The sequence below is a fragment of the Anaerococcus sp. HMSC065G05 genome (assembly GCF_001812365.1).
In the GTDB taxonomy this organism is placed as follows: Bacteria; Bacillota; Clostridia; order Tissierellales; family Peptoniphilaceae; genus Anaerococcus; species Anaerococcus vaginalis.
Genome location: NZ_KV808704.1, coordinates 1 through 17,631 on the forward strand (window position 1 = coordinate 1; position 17,631 = coordinate 17,631).

23 protein-coding genes are annotated in these 17,631 nt (G+C 36.8%); all 23 read left to right on the forward strand.

The annotated features are described in order from the left end of the window. On the forward strand, nucleotides 1-862 hold an 862-nt coding region (locus HMPREF2852_RS04590; protein WP_261668072.1), incomplete at its 5' end, for a DNA polymerase. A gap of 95 nt (nucleotides 863-957) precedes the next feature. Further along, nucleotides 958-1,104, forward strand: a complete 147-nt coding sequence (locus tag HMPREF2852_RS09790) for a hypothetical protein (RefSeq protein WP_176269829.1) — start codon at nucleotides 958-960, stop codon at nucleotides 1,102-1,104. Continuing rightward, nucleotides 1,079-1,753: a Rha family transcriptional regulator gene (locus tag HMPREF2852_RS04595; protein ID WP_070606211.1), complete on the forward strand. Its 675-nt coding sequence runs from the start codon at nucleotides 1,079-1,081 to the stop codon at nucleotides 1,751-1,753. Before HMPREF2852_RS09790 ends, HMPREF2852_RS04595 begins: the two co-directional genes overlap by 26 nt. Then, nucleotides 1,746-2,123 (forward strand): DUF7768 domain-containing protein, encoded by a 378-nt coding sequence (locus HMPREF2852_RS04600; protein ID WP_070606213.1) that lies wholly within the window; start codon nucleotides 1,746-1,748, stop codon nucleotides 2,121-2,123. Before HMPREF2852_RS04595 ends, HMPREF2852_RS04600 begins: the two co-directional genes overlap by 8 nt. Beyond that, nucleotides 2,110-4,383, forward strand: coding sequence for a DUF3987 domain-containing protein (locus HMPREF2852_RS04605; protein WP_070606215.1), 2,274 nt, complete (start codon nucleotides 2,110-2,112; stop codon nucleotides 4,381-4,383). The genes HMPREF2852_RS04600 and HMPREF2852_RS04605 overlap by 14 nt, the downstream gene beginning before the upstream one ends. A 183-nt stretch (nucleotides 4,384-4,566) precedes the next feature. Continuing rightward, the gene (locus HMPREF2852_RS04610) at nucleotides 4,567-4,896 is read left to right on the forward strand and encodes a hypothetical protein (RefSeq protein WP_070606218.1); all 330 of its coding nucleotides are present in this window, start codon (nucleotides 4,567-4,569) and stop codon (nucleotides 4,894-4,896) included. Further along, entirely contained in the window at nucleotides 4,874-5,164 is a 291-nt protein-coding gene (locus HMPREF2852_RS04615) for a VRR-NUC domain-containing protein (protein ID WP_070606220.1), read from the forward strand. The genes HMPREF2852_RS04610 and HMPREF2852_RS04615 overlap by 23 nt, the downstream gene beginning before the upstream one ends. After that, the gene (locus HMPREF2852_RS04620) at nucleotides 5,145-6,488 is read left to right on the forward strand and encodes an SNF2-related protein (protein ID WP_070606222.1); all 1,344 of its coding nucleotides are present in this window, start codon (nucleotides 5,145-5,147) and stop codon (nucleotides 6,486-6,488) included. Before HMPREF2852_RS04615 ends, HMPREF2852_RS04620 begins: the two co-directional genes overlap by 20 nt. A 48-nt stretch (nucleotides 6,489-6,536) precedes the next feature. Beyond that, entirely contained in the window at nucleotides 6,537-7,007 is a 471-nt protein-coding gene (locus HMPREF2852_RS04625) for a hypothetical protein (RefSeq protein ID WP_070606225.1), read from the forward strand. 112 nt (nucleotides 7,008-7,119) lie between these two features. Beyond that, entirely contained in the window at nucleotides 7,120-7,479 is a 360-nt protein-coding gene (locus HMPREF2852_RS04630; RefSeq protein ID WP_070606226.1) for an HNH endonuclease, read from the forward strand. Between the two features lie 133 nt (nucleotides 7,480-7,612). Next, a complete protein-coding gene (locus tag HMPREF2852_RS04635; protein WP_026064997.1) occupies nucleotides 7,613-8,185 on the forward strand; it encodes a P27 family phage terminase small subunit in 573 nt (190 codons plus the stop codon). A gap of 5 nt (nucleotides 8,186-8,190) precedes the next feature. Continuing rightward, nucleotides 8,191-8,973: an S-adenosylmethionine synthetase N-terminal domain-containing protein gene (locus tag HMPREF2852_RS04640; protein ID WP_070606228.1), complete on the forward strand. Its 783-nt coding sequence runs from the start codon at nucleotides 8,191-8,193 to the stop codon at nucleotides 8,971-8,973. A gap of 12 nt (nucleotides 8,974-8,985) precedes the next feature. Continuing rightward, nucleotides 8,986-10,248 carry a site-specific DNA-methyltransferase gene (locus HMPREF2852_RS04645; RefSeq protein WP_070606230.1) on the forward strand — a complete coding sequence of 421 codons (1,263 nt, stop codon included), beginning with the start codon at nucleotides 8,986-8,988 and terminating at the stop codon, nucleotides 10,246-10,248. Further along, the gene (locus HMPREF2852_RS04650; RefSeq protein WP_070606232.1) at nucleotides 10,229-11,821 is read left to right on the forward strand and encodes a DNA cytosine methyltransferase; all 1,593 of its coding nucleotides are present in this window, start codon (nucleotides 10,229-10,231) and stop codon (nucleotides 11,819-11,821) included. Before HMPREF2852_RS04645 ends, HMPREF2852_RS04650 begins: the two co-directional genes overlap by 20 nt. Before the next feature lie 74 nt (nucleotides 11,822-11,895). Next, nucleotides 11,896-12,552, forward strand: a complete 657-nt coding sequence (locus HMPREF2852_RS04655) for a virulence protein (RefSeq protein WP_070606235.1) — start codon at nucleotides 11,896-11,898, stop codon at nucleotides 12,550-12,552. Then, nucleotides 12,536-12,766 (forward strand): DUF4314 domain-containing protein, encoded by a 231-nt coding sequence (locus HMPREF2852_RS04660; RefSeq protein WP_070606237.1) that lies wholly within the window; start codon nucleotides 12,536-12,538, stop codon nucleotides 12,764-12,766. The genes HMPREF2852_RS04655 and HMPREF2852_RS04660 overlap by 17 nt, the downstream gene beginning before the upstream one ends. Then, nucleotides 12,756-12,929 (forward strand): DUF5049 domain-containing protein, encoded by a 174-nt coding sequence (locus HMPREF2852_RS04665; RefSeq protein ID WP_070606239.1) that lies wholly within the window; start codon nucleotides 12,756-12,758, stop codon nucleotides 12,927-12,929. The genes HMPREF2852_RS04660 and HMPREF2852_RS04665 overlap by 11 nt, the downstream gene beginning before the upstream one ends. Before the next feature lie 106 nt (nucleotides 12,930-13,035). Then, on the forward strand, nucleotides 13,036-13,281 hold the full coding sequence (locus HMPREF2852_RS04670; RefSeq protein ID WP_070606241.1) for a hypothetical protein: 246 nt from the start codon (nucleotides 13,036-13,038) through the stop codon (nucleotides 13,279-13,281). 1 nt (nucleotide 13,282) lies between these two features. After that, nucleotides 13,283-13,561 (forward strand): Nmad4 family putative nucleotide modification protein, encoded by a 279-nt coding sequence (locus HMPREF2852_RS04675; RefSeq protein ID WP_070606243.1) that lies wholly within the window; start codon nucleotides 13,283-13,285, stop codon nucleotides 13,559-13,561. Between the two features lie 88 nt (nucleotides 13,562-13,649). Further along, complete coding sequence (locus HMPREF2852_RS04680; RefSeq protein ID WP_070606245.1) at nucleotides 13,650-15,242, forward strand: terminase large subunit; 1,593 nt, start codon at nucleotides 13,650-13,652, stop codon at nucleotides 15,240-15,242. 125 nt (nucleotides 15,243-15,367) lie between these two features. After that, nucleotides 15,368-15,577: a hypothetical protein gene (locus tag HMPREF2852_RS04685; protein WP_019116078.1), complete on the forward strand. Its 210-nt coding sequence runs from the start codon at nucleotides 15,368-15,370 to the stop codon at nucleotides 15,575-15,577. Nucleotides 15,578-15,643: 66 nt separating this feature from the next. Continuing rightward, entirely contained in the window at nucleotides 15,644-16,972 is a 1,329-nt protein-coding gene (locus HMPREF2852_RS04690) for a phage portal protein (protein WP_070606247.1), read from the forward strand. Beyond that, a complete protein-coding gene (locus HMPREF2852_RS04695; RefSeq protein ID WP_186821925.1) occupies nucleotides 16,890-17,630 on the forward strand; it encodes a head maturation protease, ClpP-related in 741 nt (246 codons plus the stop codon). The genes HMPREF2852_RS04690 and HMPREF2852_RS04695 overlap by 83 nt, the downstream gene beginning before the upstream one ends. The last annotated feature ends 1 nt before the right edge of the window (nucleotide 17,631 follow it).

The following is a 17,631-nucleotide window of genomic DNA, read 5'->3' on the forward strand; positions in this document are numbered from 1 at the left end:
TTTATATGAAGATATCCCAGATACCTTATCTCAACTGATTAGAACAGCCTTTGTACCTAAAAACAATAACAAATTCATAGTAGCTGACTTTTCAGCTATTGAAGCAAGAGTCCTTGCATGGCTTGCAGGAGAAAAATGGAGAATGAAGGTATTTGAAGAAGGTAAAGATATTTATTGTTCATCGGCTAGTCAGATGTTTGGAGTTCCGGTTGAAAAGCATGGGGTAAATAGTGAACTTCGCCCAAAGGGTAAAATCGCAGAACTTGCACTTGGCTATGGTGGCTCGGTTGGTGCCTTAAAAGCTATGGGAGCACTTGATATGGGACTTGCTGAAGAAGAACTTCAGCCACTGGTTGATGCTTGGAGAAACTCTAATCCTATGATTACTAGTCTTTGGTGGGATGTAGATAGAGCGGTCAAAACCTGTATAAAGCAAAGAATAGATACTAAAACTCATGGCATAAAATTCTCATGGAAAAGTGGATTCCTTTTTATTGAACTTCCTTCAGGCAGAAAACTTGCCTATGTAAAACCTAGAATTGGCGAGAATAAGTTCGGTGGTGAGTCAGTTACTTATGAAGGTGTCGGTAATGCTAAAAAGTGGGATAGACTGGAAAGTTATGGTCCTAAATTTGTAGAAAATATTATTCAAGGAACGGCAAGAGATATTTTGCTTTTTGCTATGAAGACATTAAAAAACTGCCAGATAGTAGCACATGTCCATGATGAAATAATAATAGAGGCAGATAAAAGAATGAACCTTTCTGCAGTATGTGATCAAATGGGAAGGACGCCACCTTGGGCTAAGGGATTACTACTTCGTGCAGATGGTTATGAATGTGAATTTTATAAAAAAGATTAGAAAAATTTTGAGCGGGGTTTACTATCCGCTCTTTTTCTTTGCCTGTGATTTAGAAGGTAATAGTGCCTTTAAAAAAATTACAGGAGGTCAAATAGATGACTATTGAAGAAAGAATCACCTACTTGGAAACAATGGATAAGGTAAGAGACCAGCAAATAAAAGAGCTCCAAGTGGCAGTAGAAGAATTAAGCGGATGTGTGAATGGAGGTGTTAATCATGAAAGCAATGATTCCAATGAATGATTATGGCATTATGGCTGACAAGCACAACACCGCCAGAGTAGATAGCAGATTTGTTGCACAGTTTTTTGAAAAAAGACATTCACATGTAATTCGTGATATTCAGTCAATCACTGAGCCCAAATCTGGGCTGAGTGAAGAATTCACTGAGCTCAATTTTGCGCTCAGTGAATATAGAGATACTACTGGAAGAAAACTACCATGCTATCTGTTAACAAGAGACGGTTTTACCATTTTGGCAATGGGATATACAGGACAAAAAGCCATGAAGTTTAAAGAGCTTTATATTAAGAAGTTCAACGAAATGGAGGACTTCATAACAACGATTATCTCTGCTAGAGAAATGTTCCCAATTCTAACAGAAAATATTGCATTAATTCATGATAATCCAAAGGCTTATCACTATAGCAATGAGTGTGACATGATTAATCGCCTAGTTCTTGGAATGTCAGCAAAACAGGTAAGAGAACTTTACGGGATTGAAAAGGGTCAAAGTATCCGTCCGTACCTAACATCTGAACAAATGTATCTGATTGATAGATTACAGAAAATTGATGCAGGTCTTTTGATTTCTACTCCAGATTATCAAGCAAGAAAAAGACAGCTTGAGTGGTATCTAACTAAAATTTCAAAGGAGGCAGATTATGAGTAAGACATACAAGAAGCACCTTGAAAATCCAAACTTTAGACCACTTGCATATATCTGCTCTCCATATGGTGGTGATAAAGATTTAAACATTAAGAAAGCCATTCACTATGCGGAACTTGCCTATAAGAATGGTGCAATTCCTGTCACACCACATCTCTTATTTCCTTTTACGGATGATAGAGATTTAGAACAAAGAAAAGATGCACTTTTCATGGATATCATACTTCTTGGTAAATGCCAGGAAGTATGGGTGTTTGGCAGTCAAACGACTGAAGGCATGAAAAGAGAAATTGAAATTGCTGAAAAAAGAAAACAGGTGATTAAGTATTTTACAAGTGAGGGTTTGGAGGTTAAGACAAATGCTAAATTTTAAAATTCATACTGCTACTTGTATTGGAAATAGTAGCAATTGTATATATCCAAATGAGGTCTTGGTATCTGATAGGGATAGCTTTATAAAAGCTATCTCTTTTGACCATGTTACAGCAGAGTTTCAAGGAAGTTATAGAAGTAAAGATAAGTTCATAACTTCTAATTGCATACCTATGGACTGTGACAATGATCACTCAGATGATGAAAAAGACTGGGTGACACCTTTTGATGTTGCATTAGACTTCCCTGATGTATGCTTTTATGCTTCCTACAGTAGGAACCACATGAAAATTAAAGGCTCTAAGTCAGCAAGACCAAGATTTCATGTGTATTTTCCTGTTAAGGAAATAAAAGATGCTGATGAATACGCTGATTATAAAGTGCAAATTCAAGCTAAATTTCCATATTTTGATGATAATGCTTTAGATGCCGCAAGGTTTATTTATGGCACATCAAATCCGGAAGTGGAACTTTATGAAGGGGATTTAACAGTTACTGGCTATTTAGGAAGAAGAAAATTTGAAGATCTACCTATATTAGGTAGCCAAATACAAGAAGGAAGTCGCAATTCTACATTAAGCCATTTTGCAGGAATTATCTTAAAACGATACGGGAAAAGCGAAAAGGCAAAAAAAGCATTTTTAGAGGAATCTGAAAAGTGTAACCCTCCTTTGGATAGGGAAGAACTTTCACTCATTTGGAAGAGTGCAATTAGCTTTTATGAAAATATATCTAAACAAAAAGGATATATACCTCCAGACGAATATAAAAAAGTTTCTTGGGAGAAGCCATTACCGTTTACGGGAGAAAAGATGCCAGATTTTCCTATTGAAGCCCTTCCTAAGGTTTTACGAAACTATGCAATTGCTGTAGGAAAATCAACACAGACTCCTGTGGATATGGCAGCAGTTGGAGTTCTTGCTACTGTATCAGCTTGTATGAAAAATTTATATAAAGTTGAGGGAAAAGCGGATTGGCATGAACCAACTAATATTTACAGTGTAATTATAGCAGAGCCTTCGGAAAGAAAGTCTGCAGTTATTTCGCTTGTCATAAAACCTGTGGATGAATATATCAAAAAATATAACCAAATTCATAAAGTGGAGTTTGAAATGTCTAAAGTCATCAAACAGAGACTAGAAAACAAGAAAAACAGTCTTCTGAGCCAAAGTAAGAAAAAGGGAGAGGACAAAACTGCTAGTGAATTTAATGATGAAATCAGAAGTGTGGTAGAAGAACTTGTAAATTTTACAGAAAGTAAGCCTTTAAAGGTTTATGTGGATGATACGACTACTGAAAAACTCACAGAAAGTTTGGCAGAAAATAATAACGCTATTTCTATTATTTCATCTGAAGGTGGAATTTTTGATGTCATATCAGGCACTTATTCCAGCAAGGTAAATATTGATGTTTTCCTTAAAGCATACTCCGGAGAAAACATATCCGTAGATAGAATTATGAGAAATTCTATCTATGTTGAAAATGCGTGTCTTAGCATTCTTTTGTCTGTTCAACCTGTAGTGATTGGTGAGCTAATGAGAAATAAGAAGTTTCGTCATAGAGGGCTAACCGCAAGATTTCTATACACTACACCACAATCTTTTGTTGGAAAAAGGACCTTAGAATCAGAATGCATTTCCAAAGATGTATATAGGGAATATAAGGAGTTAATCGATAATATTCTGATGGAAGAAAAGACGGGAAACACACAAATTATAAAGCTGAGTGAAAAGGCAAAGGAACTCTTAAAAGAGTATTTTGACTGGGTGGAACAAAAGCTTGTAGGTGAATTTACTATGTACAGCGATTGGCTCGGAAAACTAGTGGGAAATACGCTTCGCATTGCAGGGATACTTGCAAGAAGTAGTGTGATAAAAAAAGATGTGGGAGATGCTCTTTTAGAAGAAGATTCACCGATTGTAATTGATGAAGAAGTTTTTTCTAATGCTTGTAAAATTGGAAAATATTTTTTAGTCCATGCAGTTAATGCCTATGGAGATATGGGAGTTCGTTCAGACTTTAAGGCAGCTCTTATGGTTCTTGAAAAATTAAAAGAAAAAGAACTTGTAAACATTACAAGAAGGGAAGTCATGAGACTTTGCAGGTGGGTTGGAAGTGCAGAAGAGGCACAGAGCATACTGGACAATCTTGAAGACTATGGATATATCCGTCTTTCAGAAATAGATCCGGCAGAAAAAATGAGAAATGGAAGACCTAAGAATGTGGTGTATTCCATCAATCCGAGTGTTTTATCGGAGTAAAAGACTTTTTTGTCACACATATAAGGGTTTTGTCACGCTGTTCCCACGTCCCATACACAGTTCTATACGTAGCAATACTTTATATATAAATAAATTAATTTAAAAAAGCTATCTATATAGCGACAGCGTGACAAAATAGGACAAAACTATTTTTAACAATTTGATGAAAGGAATAGAAATACGATGATTACAAGAAATGAAAGAAAAATTGAAGTTTATGAAAATGCAGGAGCGTATATGAGACTCCTTAAGACAGTTGGGACAAAAGCGGTAGTTGCAATTAGTCCTATACTTCATGCCAAGGATACAGGTAGGTTATTAAACGCATTAAATACTATTGATGAAATCTGTTCAAAGGCTGATAGTAATATGTTTTCTGACTATCCTAATCTTGGAAATAAATATGTTGATGTGTTTTACGGCAATTTAGCTAGTGAGACAAGAAATGATATTGATGAAAAAATAAAGGCTATGGCAAAGGAGAGAGCAGATGAGCTGTTTAAGAGAAAGTGATATTGAAAAATGCTTAGTTCGTAAGGTGAAAGAAAAAGGTGGTTTTGCAATAAAATTTGTAAGTCCTAGTCTATCTGGTATTCCAGATCGTTTACTTCTTCTCCCGGAAGGGAAGTTTGCTTTTGTAGAACTTAAGGCAAAAGGTAAAAAACCAAGACCTCTTCAGCTAAAAAGAATGGCTGATTTTAGGAAGTTAGGATTTAAATGTTTTGTGATTGATGATCAAGAAATGATCGGTGGTGTTATTGATGAAATACTATCCTCATGATTACCAAAGGTATGCAACGGACTTTATCATAAATAATCCAATATCAGCAGTTCTATTGGAAATGGGTCTTGGAAAAAGTGTCATAAGCCTTAGTGCAATAAATGAACTTATACTTGATTACTTTGATGTATCAAGGACTCTTGTTATCGCCCCATTAAGAGTTGCAATTTCTACATGGCCAGAGGAGATTAAAAAATGGGAACATCTAAAATATCTTAGCTATTCTGTAGTCACTGGAAGTGAAAAAGAAAGGCTTGATGCATTAAAGAAACCCGCACACATTTACATTATTAACCGTGAAAATGTAGACTGGCTTATTACAAAAAGTGGATTCAAGTGGACATTTGATATGGTAGTCATTGATGAACTATCCTCTTTTAAAAGTTATCAGGCAAAAAGGTTTAAGTCACTTCTTAAAGTAAGACCAAAGGTAAAGAGAATCGTAGGACTTACAGGTACACCATCCAGTAATGGACTTATGGATTTGTGGGCAGAGTTTAGACTCCTAGATATGGGAGAAAGGCTTGGAAGATATATCACTCACTACAGACAGAACTTCTTTATACCAGACAAAAGAAATCAGCAGATGATATTTTCATATAAACCTAAAGATGGAGCAGAGAAAGAAATCTATCAGCTTATATCAGATATTACGATTTCCATGAAATCAAAAGATTTTCTGAAAATGCCAGAGTGTATCATGAACGAAGTGATAGTTACTTTATCTGAAGAAGAGAGAAAACTATATGACAGATTAAAAGCTGATATGGTGCTAAAACTTGAAGATGAAGAAATTGATGCTATAAATGCTGCAGCCCTTTCAAATAAACTTCTTCAAATGGCAAGTGGAGCAGTCTATAACGAGAATAAGGAAAGCATACAGATTCATGATAGGAAACTTGATGCACTTGAAGATTTAATAGAAGGTGCCAACGGTAAACCTGTCCTTATAGCATATTGGTTTAAATCTGATCTTGAAAGGATAAAGAAACGCTTTAAGGTTAGAGAGATAAAAACTAGCAAGGATATTTCTGATTGGAATAATGGGAATGTACCTGTGGCAGTAATTCATCCTGCTAGTGCTGGTCATGGATTAAACCTACAGGCTGGGGGTTCAACACTCATTTGGTTTTCTCTCACTTGGAGTCTTGAGCTTTATCAGCAGACAAATGCTAGGCTTTATCGTCAAGGGCAAAATAGAACCGTTGTTATCCATCATATCGTTTCCAAAGGAACAATTGATGAGGATGTAATGAGGGCACTAAAAGTAAAAGAAAAAATTCAAGATGCACTTATAGATTCAGTAAAAGCAAGATTAAAATAAAGAGGAAAAGAGGTTCTATGGAGAACTTACCTCAAGATGGAGGTAAGAATGGATAAAAAAGAATATTTAAAGCAGCACAGATTACTAAATCGAATTATTGAGCTTGATTTGGAAGAACTAAAAAGAATAAGAGAATTGTCAGACAGCGTTTCAAGTATTGCTTTTGATAGAGATTATGTACAAACTACAAAAAGCACAAGAGCACCATTTGAAAAGTGGCTTGATAAGATAAATATTCTTGAGATAAAGATAGCCAATGAAGTAAACCTTTTTATGGACCTAAAACTTCAGATACTTGAAACAATAGAACCATTAGAAAGCATAAATGAAAAGCTAGTTTTAAATTACAGGTATGTCAAAGGTCTAGAATGGGATGAGATCTGTTCACTCTTATTTGCAAGTGAAAGGACAGTATATAGATGGCATGGAAATGCATTAGCCAAATTGACACTACCAGAAAATCCAATCAATATTAAAAGTTGTCAGCTAATGGCAGTGATTGGCAGTGATTGGCAGTAGATGTCACATAAGATAATGTGGTAAGATATAATTGTAAAAAGTATAAATAAAAACAGAAAGCCTTGTGGGGAAACCTGCAGGGCTTTTCTTATAGAAAAAGGAGGAGAGTGGCTTGCCAAGAAAACCAAAGCGACCATGTTCTTATCCTGGATGTCCTAACCTAACTTATGGCAGGTTTTGTGATAAACATCAAAAGGATGAAAACAAACGCTATGAGAAGTACGACAGGAATCCTGCTGTACGCCGTAGATACGGACGAGTGTGGAAAAGAGTAAGAGATGTTTATGTTAAGGAGCATCCATTTTGTGAGGAGTGCTTTAAAAAAGGCATTATGGTTCCTGTTGAAGAAGTGCATCACATTAAACCCTTATCTGAAGGTGGAAATCATAATAAAAGTAATTTGATATCTTTATGCAAATCGTGTCATGCAAGAATTCATGCCCAAAGAGGAGACCGTTGGAATAAAAAATAAATGGGAGGGGCGGTCAAAATCTCTACGAATCTATCCCTTGGGGAACGGGCGTGGGGTCTCACGCACAAAAACGCAGGTTCAAAGAGGGTATTAAAGAAAACTAAAAAATATGAATGGAAAGGAAGTGACGAATGTGGCTAAAGACGGAACATACAGAGGTGGCAGAAGAGTAAAAGCAGGAGATAAACCAAGACCGATAGCTGAAAAAATACAAAATGGAGAAAAAGTAAAACTGCTTGCCAATGATATACCGGATATGTACTATGCAGAACTTGATTCTGTAGATTTACCTGATGGTGTAGAACTTGATGGAATAGATATGCCAAAACCTGGTGAGTATCTATCTGCAAAACAAAAGGATGGTATTCCACTAGGCGCAGATGAAATATATAAAGAAACATGGCTGTGGCTAAAGGAGAGAAAATGCGAAAAGTTAGTAAATAAAAGATTGCTTGAGTCATATTCACAGGCCTTTGCCAGATATATTCAATGCGAGGATGCTATTAGCAGGTATGGAATGCTTGGAAAGCATCCAACAACAGGTGGGGTAATTGCTTCGCCATTTATTCAGATGTCATCACAGTTTCAAAAAACAGCAAATCTTATTTGGTATGAGATATACGACATCGTCAAACAGAACTGTACAGAAATTTATGAAGAAGATAGCGACGACCTTATGGAGCAGCTATTAAGAAGAAGGAGATAAGAAAAATGATAGAAAAAGTAAATCCAAAACACCCAGATAAAATTGCAGATAGAATCGCAGGTGCTATCGTAGATATCGCATATAAAAATTGTGATAATCCTAAAGTTGCCGTAGAAGTCTTAATCGGTCATGGTGTTTGTCATGTGATTATAGAAAGCACGGTCAATTTTAAGTATAAAGAAATAAAAGAGACAATATCCCGTATTGCTGGAAATGTTAAAAAAGATATTGTTATTGTAAGACAGGATAAATATCTATCTAAAAACCAAGAAGAAACTATCCGATGTGGGGATAATGGCATATTTAAAGGAGTACCTCTTACACTTGAACAAAAACAGTTATCTAAGATAGCAAGAAAAATTTATTCTAAATATCCATATGATGGCAAATATATCCTAGATGATACAAAGCTTATTATTTGTCAAAGTAATGCAAGTAAAAATGAACTTGAAAAATTTTATCCAAATGCAATCGTAAATCCATTAGGAGATTGGACTGGTGGATTTAATGTTGATACAGGTGCTACTAACAGAAAGCTTGGTTCAGATATGTCAGACTCAGTTACAGGTGGAGGCCTTCATGGTAAAGACTTATCCAAAGCAGATATATCAGTAAATATCTACGCTTTTCTTAAAGCACAGGAGGAACAAAGACTGATTGAACTTAGCTGTGCCATTGGTGATGAAGTAGTTGATGGTAAGCCGTATAGCGAAATCGTGAATATCGCAAGAAAGTATATAGACTCTATTGGTGGATTTGAGAAATTCGCTGAATGGGGTCTTTTTTAATGGGGTGAGTTTATGAAAACAAAAATGGAAATGGTGGAAATTAGTAAACTAGTCCCTTATGTGAATAATGCAAGAACTCACTCTCCAGAGCAGATTATGAAACTTAGATCCTCTTTACGAGAATTTGGTTTTATCAATCCGGTTATCATTGATTCCAAGTTTAATATCATCGCAGGTCACGGAAGAGTTATGGCAGCTAAGGAAGAAAAGATGGAAGAAGTGCCATGTGTACTTGTAGACTATCTATCTGAGGCACAGAAGAAAGCATATATCATAGCTGACAACAAAATGGCACTTGATGCTGGCTGGGATGAGGAACTACTCCGAATTGAGATTGAAGAATTAGAAGGTATGGATTTTGATTTAGCCCTAACGGGTTTTGATGGAGCAGAGCTAGATGAGTTATTTGGAAACTCTGAAAAGGAAACGGTGGAAGATGATAAATTTGACTTGACATCAGCACTTGAAAAAGCTGCCTTTGTAGAAAAAGGCGATGTCTGGAATGTTGGCAAACACACTCTGATGTGTGGTGATGCAACAAGTAAGGAAGATGTAGATACTTTGATGAGTGGTAAAAAAGCCAATCTCATTATTACCGATCCCCCTTATGGGGTCTCATTTAAAAGTGCCAGTGGACTTACGATAAAAAACGATTCGATGAAAGAGGAAGAGTTTTATAATTTCCTTCTTCTATCCTTTCAAAATATGGCAGAGCATTTGGAAAGTGGTGGAGCAGCCTATATATTTCACGCTGATACGGAAGGACTTAATTTTAGAAAAGCCTTTATTGATGCAGGATTTCATCTTGCAGGCTGTTGTATATGGGTAAAGAACTCACTTGTTCTTGGTAGAAGTGATTATCAGTGGCAACATGAACCTGTGCTTTATGGCTTTCTTAAAAATGGTAAGCATTCATGGTATTCCGATAGAAAACAAACAACTATTTGGAACTTTGATAAACCAAAGAGAAATGAAAATCATCCGACATCAAAGCCACTAGATTTACTTTCCTATCCGATTCAAAACTCAAGTCAAGAAAATGCCATCGTCATTGATACCTTTGGAGGTAGTGGTTCAACCTTAATGGCTTGTGAAAAGACAAATCGAATCTGTCATACGATGGAACTTGATGAAAAGTATGCATCAGTTATTTTAAGACGATATGTGGAAGATACCGGGGATAATGAAAATGTCTATGTGATTCGTGGTGGTAAGAAATTATCATATAAAGATTTAGTGAAAGAGGTGGAAACACATGGAGAAAAAACAAAATAAACCTCTAACACTTTGTTCTCTATTTGATGGTTCAGGAGGATTTTGTTTAGGAGCAAAACTTGTAGGTATAAAGCCTATTAGTTGTTCAGAAATTGAGCCTTTTCCAATTAGAGTAACAACTAGAAGAATGCCGGATGTAAAACATTTAGGAGATATATCTGGTATTAAAGGAAATGAAATAGAACCTGTGGACATTATCACTTTTGGCAGCCCATGCCAAGATATGTCTATAGCAGGTAAAAGAGCGGGGCTAAGTGGTTCTCGCTCTAATTTATTTTATGAGGCAATTAGAATTATTAAAGAAATGAGGGAGGAAACGCATGGAGAAAAACCAAGATATATCGTTTGGGAAAATGTGCCAGGTGCATTCTCCTCAAACAAAGGAGAGGACTTCTTTTCAGTCCTCAAAGAAATCTGTGGGATCAAAGGACATAAAATTGATGAGGCTAGACCTAAGAAATGGCAAAACGCAGGTCTTATCATGGCAGAAGATTTCTCACTCGCATGGAGGGTATTTGATGCTCAGTACTGGGGAGTTCCCCAAAGAAGAAGACGCATCTATCTTGTCTGCGATTTTAATGGAAGAAGTGCCGGAAAAATATTATTTGAGTCCGAGGGCATGCCTTGGCATCTTGAAAAGAGCAAAAGCCCGTGGCAAAGAACTGCCACAGGTTCTAAAGGTAGCATTAGAAGTTCAGTCACAAATCTATGCTTAAATGACCAAGGGGGTCAGAGGATGGATGTTCATAAAAATAAGAGTGGAACAATCACTGCAAGCGTAGGGAATCATCCACCATTGGTATTTGAAAATCATGGACAGGACTCTAGGTTTAAAGGCCCGATTGATATTAGTAATACTATAGGAGCAAGCCTTGGAACTGGTGGAAACAACCAGCCTTTTGTAGTTGAGGATAGTACCAGAACCTTTGATGTCCGTATTACATCAGAAAACACCAAAAATCATAGAGCTAATGTTTATGAAACTGATGTGGCAAGAACCATTAACACGGGTCAAAACTCACCGGAAGCCAATCAAGGCGGACTTGTCATTGTCTACTGTGACAAAACAGCAGGTACACTTTGTGCGATGGATGGGCCAAAGGGTGTTCATAGTGAGATGGCAGGTCAAGGTAAACTTATAGTAGAAAAAGAAATTTATTCAACAAGTAAAAATTCGCATCATACCGAGGCGGTGGAAAATCTGGCTAATACTTTAGTTGCTAGTGACTATAAGGATCCTCCAGTAGTAAATGACATGGAGGGTAAAGGATATATTGTTAGAAGGCTTACACCAAAGGAATGCGGAAGACTTCAAGGTTTCCCGGATGGTTGGTGTGATGATTTAGAAACCATCAATCCCACAGAGGAAGAACTGGCATTTTGGAAAGAGGTCTTTGAAACCTATAGAAAAGTTGTGACGAAAGCTACTAAGCCTAGAAGTGAAAAGCAGATAAGAAAATGGCTATCAAATCCCCATACTGATTCAGCAGAATACAAAATGTGGGGGAATGGTGTAGCACTTCCTAATGTATGCTTTGTACTTGCAGGAATTAAGCACTTTTATTTTAAGTAATGAACAGATATAACTTGATAAATCTCTGATAGTACGGGAATATACACATACCAAAACTAAAGGAGGAAAAACAAGTGCAAGTAAAATTTGATGTTACAGGTAAAGAGAGAAAAGAGCTTGTCAAAGGGATTGAAAGAATCACAAATGAAAAATCCAAGTATTTAGGAATGCCAAGTACAGCTTATGAGGTTGGAATCTTTACAATTGATAAGACGGGGACGGTTTTATGTGAAGATGATTTCGCACTTGAAAGGTTAGTTTACAATCTTATCGGTGACGGCTTTATACCCGAGGAAGAAAGTAAAAGCGAACACGACGCCACACAAAGCCTTACAGTGGCGATACCAAGGGATAAGGTAGATTTAGCCAAACTCAATAAAATTCTTGAAAACAAGGGCAATTTAATCAAAAAGGCACTGGGAGTTACAAGCCTTGAGATAGAGGAAGATGAAGAAAAAGTAAGTTTTCATTGGTTTGAAAATATCGATAACGAACATCTAATGACATATACAAAATTCATTGCAGCACTTTGTAAGATGAGCGTGGGTGCTAAACGTATCAACGAATCTTCCAAAGAAGTTATAAATGAAAAGTATGTCTTTAGATGTTTTCTTTTAAGACTTGGCTTTATCGGAGATGAATTTAAGAATGATAGAAAATTACTTCTTGAAAAACTTTCAGGATCATCAGCTTTTAGAAATGGAGGTCATGAAGATGAGATTTCCAAGTAGAGAGGTTGTTGAAGGAATAAGGAAAAGATATCCGGTGGGAAGTAGAGTGGAGCTTGTCTTTATGGAGGATATCCAGGCACCGCCTATTGGTACAAAAGGAACAGTAAGGGGTGTTGATGATATTGGTTCCATTATGGTTTCTTGGGATAACGGAAGTAGCCTAAGTGTAGCTTATGGTGAAGATTTCTGCATGAGGGTTTCAGATGAACGATAAAATAAAAGAGCAGATCCTCACAATAAGGGATACAGGACTCACAAATATGTTTGATGTAAATACTGTTCAAAGAATAGCTTACGAAATGGACTTTCATGAACTTGTTGATTTTCTTGAAATCGATAGAAAGGCTTATGTTGATTTCATTATTTATGGCAAATAAAAATATAATTATTATGAAAATAAAGCACATATTTCTTTAAAAATGACTTGATATATCCTTCAAATTACGGGAATATACACATACCAAAACAAGAGGAGGAAAAACAATGACAAAGCAAGAAATTTTTAAGGAAGCGACAAAAAAACTAAATGAGAAGAAAGCAGCATTTTATAAAAGAGAGCCTGAAAGAAAACTTTATGACGAAGGCAAGATTGGCTGGAATGAATACCTAAAAAGAGCCAAAGAAAGAGAAGAAAAAGAAAGAGAATTCTACAAGGGCAATGAAAACTTTGAGCTTTATGACGAAGGCCTCATCACCTACGATGAATTCTTAGAATTGGAGGGAAAATAAGATGAGCAAAATGATAGATTTAGCTAACAAGTACAAGATACCAACACAGGCAACACCGGAAGATTTAGAAACTAGATGGGGTAAGGTCATAACCTTTGGAGATAGGGTGATTCTTGTAGGACACTACTATCACCCAGATGGAAATTGCTACTTTGCAGCAGTTTATGAATTTCTAGATGATGACCATTCATGCGAAGGTTTTATTGGACTAAGGGAAGTAAGCAAAGAAAGATTTGAAGATGATGGTCACGCAATTGAGTGGGCATTAAAACAAAATTAAAAAACAAAGTAGTTTCAGAGCTTAGGCTCTGTTTCTCGTAGTAGCAGCCAAAGGGCTGTATTTTTTTATGCCTAAAAGGGGTGAGTTGATGGCAAAATACAAGACTACAAAATTTAAATTAAAAGATTCTATCTATAGCAAAGACCATGCAGATTATGCTGTAAATTTCATTGAATGCCTAAGCCATACCAAAGGTACATGGGCAGGTAAGCCATTTAAGTTACTACCTTGGCAGGAACAGATTATAAGAGATTTATTTGGCGTAATTAAGCCAAATGGATATAGGCAGTTTAATACAGCCTACATTGAAATCCCAAAGAAGATGGGTAAGAGTGAGCTTGCCGCTGCTGTCGCCTTACTTCTTTGTTGTGGTGATGGTGAAGAAAGAGCTGAAGTTTATGGATGTGCTGCTGATAGACAGCAGGCAACAATTGTATTTGATGTTGCAGCGGATATGGTAAGAATGTGTCCTGCGCTTAACCGTAGAGTTAAGATATTAGCATCACAGAAAAGAATTATTTTTCAACCAACAAATTCTTTCTATCAAGTCTTATCAGCAGAAGCCTACTCCAAACACGGTTTTAATATTCATGGGGTAGTTTTTGATGAACTTCATACCCAGCCAAATAGAAAACTCTTTGATGTTATGACTAAAGGTTCAGGTGATGCTAGAACTCAGCCTTTATATTTTCTTATTACAACTGCAGGTACTGATACTCATTCTATCTGCTATGAAACGCATCAAAAGGCTAAGGATATTTTAGAAGGAAGAAAAATAGATCCCACTTTTTATCCAGTGATTTATGGTGCTGATGAAGAAGATGACTGGACAGATCCTAAAGTATGGAAGAAAGCAAATCCATCTCTTGGGGTGACGGTTGGAATAGATAAAGTAAAGGCAGCCTGTGAATCAGCTAAGCAAAATCCAGGTGAAGAAAACTCCTTCAGACAATTAAGACTTAACCAATGGGTAAAACAAGCTGTACGCTGGATGCCTATGGAAAAGTGGGATGCTTGTTCATTTGCAGTAAGCGAAGATGAACTTGAAGGAAGAGTATGCTACGGAGGCCTTGACCTTTCATCTACAACGGATATTACAGCCTTTGTTTTAGTGTTTCCTCCAATAGATGAAGACGATAAATTTTGCATTATGCCTTTCTTTTGGATACCTGAAGAAACACTGGATTTAAGAGTAAAGCGTGACCATGTACCTTATGATGTTTGGGAAAGACAAGGATACATTCAGACAACAGAAGGTAATGTTGTGCATTATGGTTATATTGAAAAATTCATAGAAAAGCTAGGTGAAAGATTCAATATAAGAGAAATTGCATTTGACCGTTGGGGTGCTGTTCAGATGGTACAAAACCTAGAAAATATGGGTTTTACCGTAGTGCCTTTTGGACAGGGTTTTAAGGATATGAGTCCACCAACCAAGGAATTAATGAAATTAACACTGGAACAAAAACTTGCTCACGGTGGAAATCCAGTTCTTAGATGGATGATGGATAATATCTTTATTAGAACCGATCCTGCTGGAAACATCAAAGCTGATAAGGAAAAGTCCACAGAAAAAATTGATGGGGCTATAGCAACCATCATGGGACTTGATAGAGCAATCCGATGTGGAAATCAAAATACAGAAAGTGTATATGATGGCAGGGGTATTTTATTCATTTAAAAAACAACATTAAAATACTTAATTCTTACATTTAAATCCCTATTTCTTACAAGTGGGTTGTACTCATATTCAACTTCGTTTAACCTATACAAACCAAGTAAAACGGATTAAAGGAGGGAAATATAATGTTAGAAAAAGAGGTATTAGAACTTGTAGTTAAAAAAGTCATGGATAAGTTTGCAAGAGAAAATGATGGTTCAAAAGGATGGACAAAAGAAGATATTCAAAATGAGGTTCTTAACCTTGGAGGCACAATGACAGATGTTTACGAGGCCATGAAGATTGGACTAGATATTTGTCTTTTGAAAGAAACAGTAGAGCCGGTATATAGTTAAAACTTTACTATTAAGAGCATCTCTTAGGAGGTGTTTTTTTCATACAGAAAATTAGGAGGAATGTGTATGGGCGTATTAAGTGGCCTATTTAAGAGTAGGGATAAGCCTACAAATAGAACAAATGGATCATCATATAGCTTTTTGATGGGTGGATCATCATCTGGAAGAAGGGTGAATGAAAGGTCTGCCATGCAGATGACTGCAGTATATAGCTGCGTAAGAATTCTATCTGAGGCAGTTGCAAGTCTGCCACTTCATGTTTATGAAAGAACAGAGATTGGCACAGCTAAGGCTATAGAACATCCTTTATACAAGGTGCTACATGATGAACCAAATCCAGAGATGACAAGCTTTGTCTTTAGGGAAAGCTTGATGACGCATTTACTCCTTTGGGGTAATGCCTATGCTCAGATTATCAGAAATGGTAAGGGTGAAGTCTTAGGACTTTATCCGCTTATGCCAGACAGGATGAAGGTAGATAGAGATGATAAAGGTCAAATTTACTATGAATATTTTGTCAGTGATTCTGATGCAGGAACAGAAAAACAAGGAAGAGTGAAGTTAAATCAGTCAGATGTTCTTCATATTCCTGGACTTGGCTTTGATGGACTTGTTGGCTATTCACCAATTGCGATGGCTAAAAATGCCATAGGTATGGCGATTGCGACAGAAGAATATGGGGCTAAGTTCTTTGCTAATGGAGCAACTCCGAGTGGAATCTTAGAGTATCCCGGAACAGTAAAGGATCCTGAAGGCATGAGGGAAAGCTGGTCAAAAGGGTTCTCTGGAAGTAACAGTCATAAGATAGCGATTTTGGAAGAAGGAATGAAGTACACACCGATTTCAATATCTCCAAATGAAGCACAGTTTTTAGAAACAAGAAAATTTCAAATCAATGAGATAGCTCGAATCTTTAGAGTCCCACCACACATGGTAGGTGACCTTGAGAAGTCGAGCTTTTCTAATATTGAACAGCAGTCACTTGAGTTTGTGAAGTATACACTTGATCCTTGGGTAGCAAGATGGGAGCAGTCCATTGTTCGTAGGCTTTTTACTGAGGAAGAAAAGAAAAAGTACTATGTCAAATTCAATGTAGACGGACTCCTTCGTGGTGATTATCAATCTAGAATGAATGGCTATGCTACAGCAAGACAAAACGGATGGATGTCTGCCAATGATATTAGAGAATTAGAAAACCTAGACCGTATTCCAAGTGAAGATGGAGGTGACCTATATCTCATAAATGGAAATATGCTCCCGCTTAAAAGGGCAGGAGCATTTGCAGGAGAAGATGGAAAGGAGGAAGAACCTAATGAAGAAGTTTTGGAATTGGAAGAATCAAGTAATGAGAAACCAAAACGAAGAGGAAGTGACAGAACGCATTCTATTCCTTAATGGAACGATAGCTGAAGAATCGTGGTTTGATGATGATGTGACACCACAGCTTTTCAAAGAGGAGTTAAATCAGGGGAATGGAAACATTACCGTTTGGATTAACTCGCCAGGAGGTGACTGCGTGGCAGCAGCCCAAATCTACAATATGCTAATCGACTATAAGGGAGATGTCACAGTTAAGATTGATGGCATAGCAGCAAGTGCTGCGTCTGTTATTGCAATGGCTGGTACAAAGGTATTAATGAGTCCGGTATCAATGCTTATGATCCATAATCCTATGACCATAGCGTTTGGAAATAAGGGGGAGATGGAAAAAGCAATCTCCATGCTAGATGAAGTGAAAGAATCCATCATCAATGCATATGAAATTAAGACTGGAATGTCCAGAGCAAAACTATCTCATTTAATGGACTCAGAAACATGGATGGATGCACATAAAGCAGTGGAGCTTGGCTTTGCAGATGAGATTCTAAAGCGAAGTGATACCACTGATATAGAAGTACCACAGGTGAGCATGATGTATTCAAAAGCACAGGTGGTTAATTCTTTGATGGAAAGAATAGCTACTAAATGCAAGATAGAAAATAAAGAAACTAATACAGGTGTTAAGGCGGACGAATTAATGGACCGTCTTTTTTTAATGAAAAATTGGAGGTAGA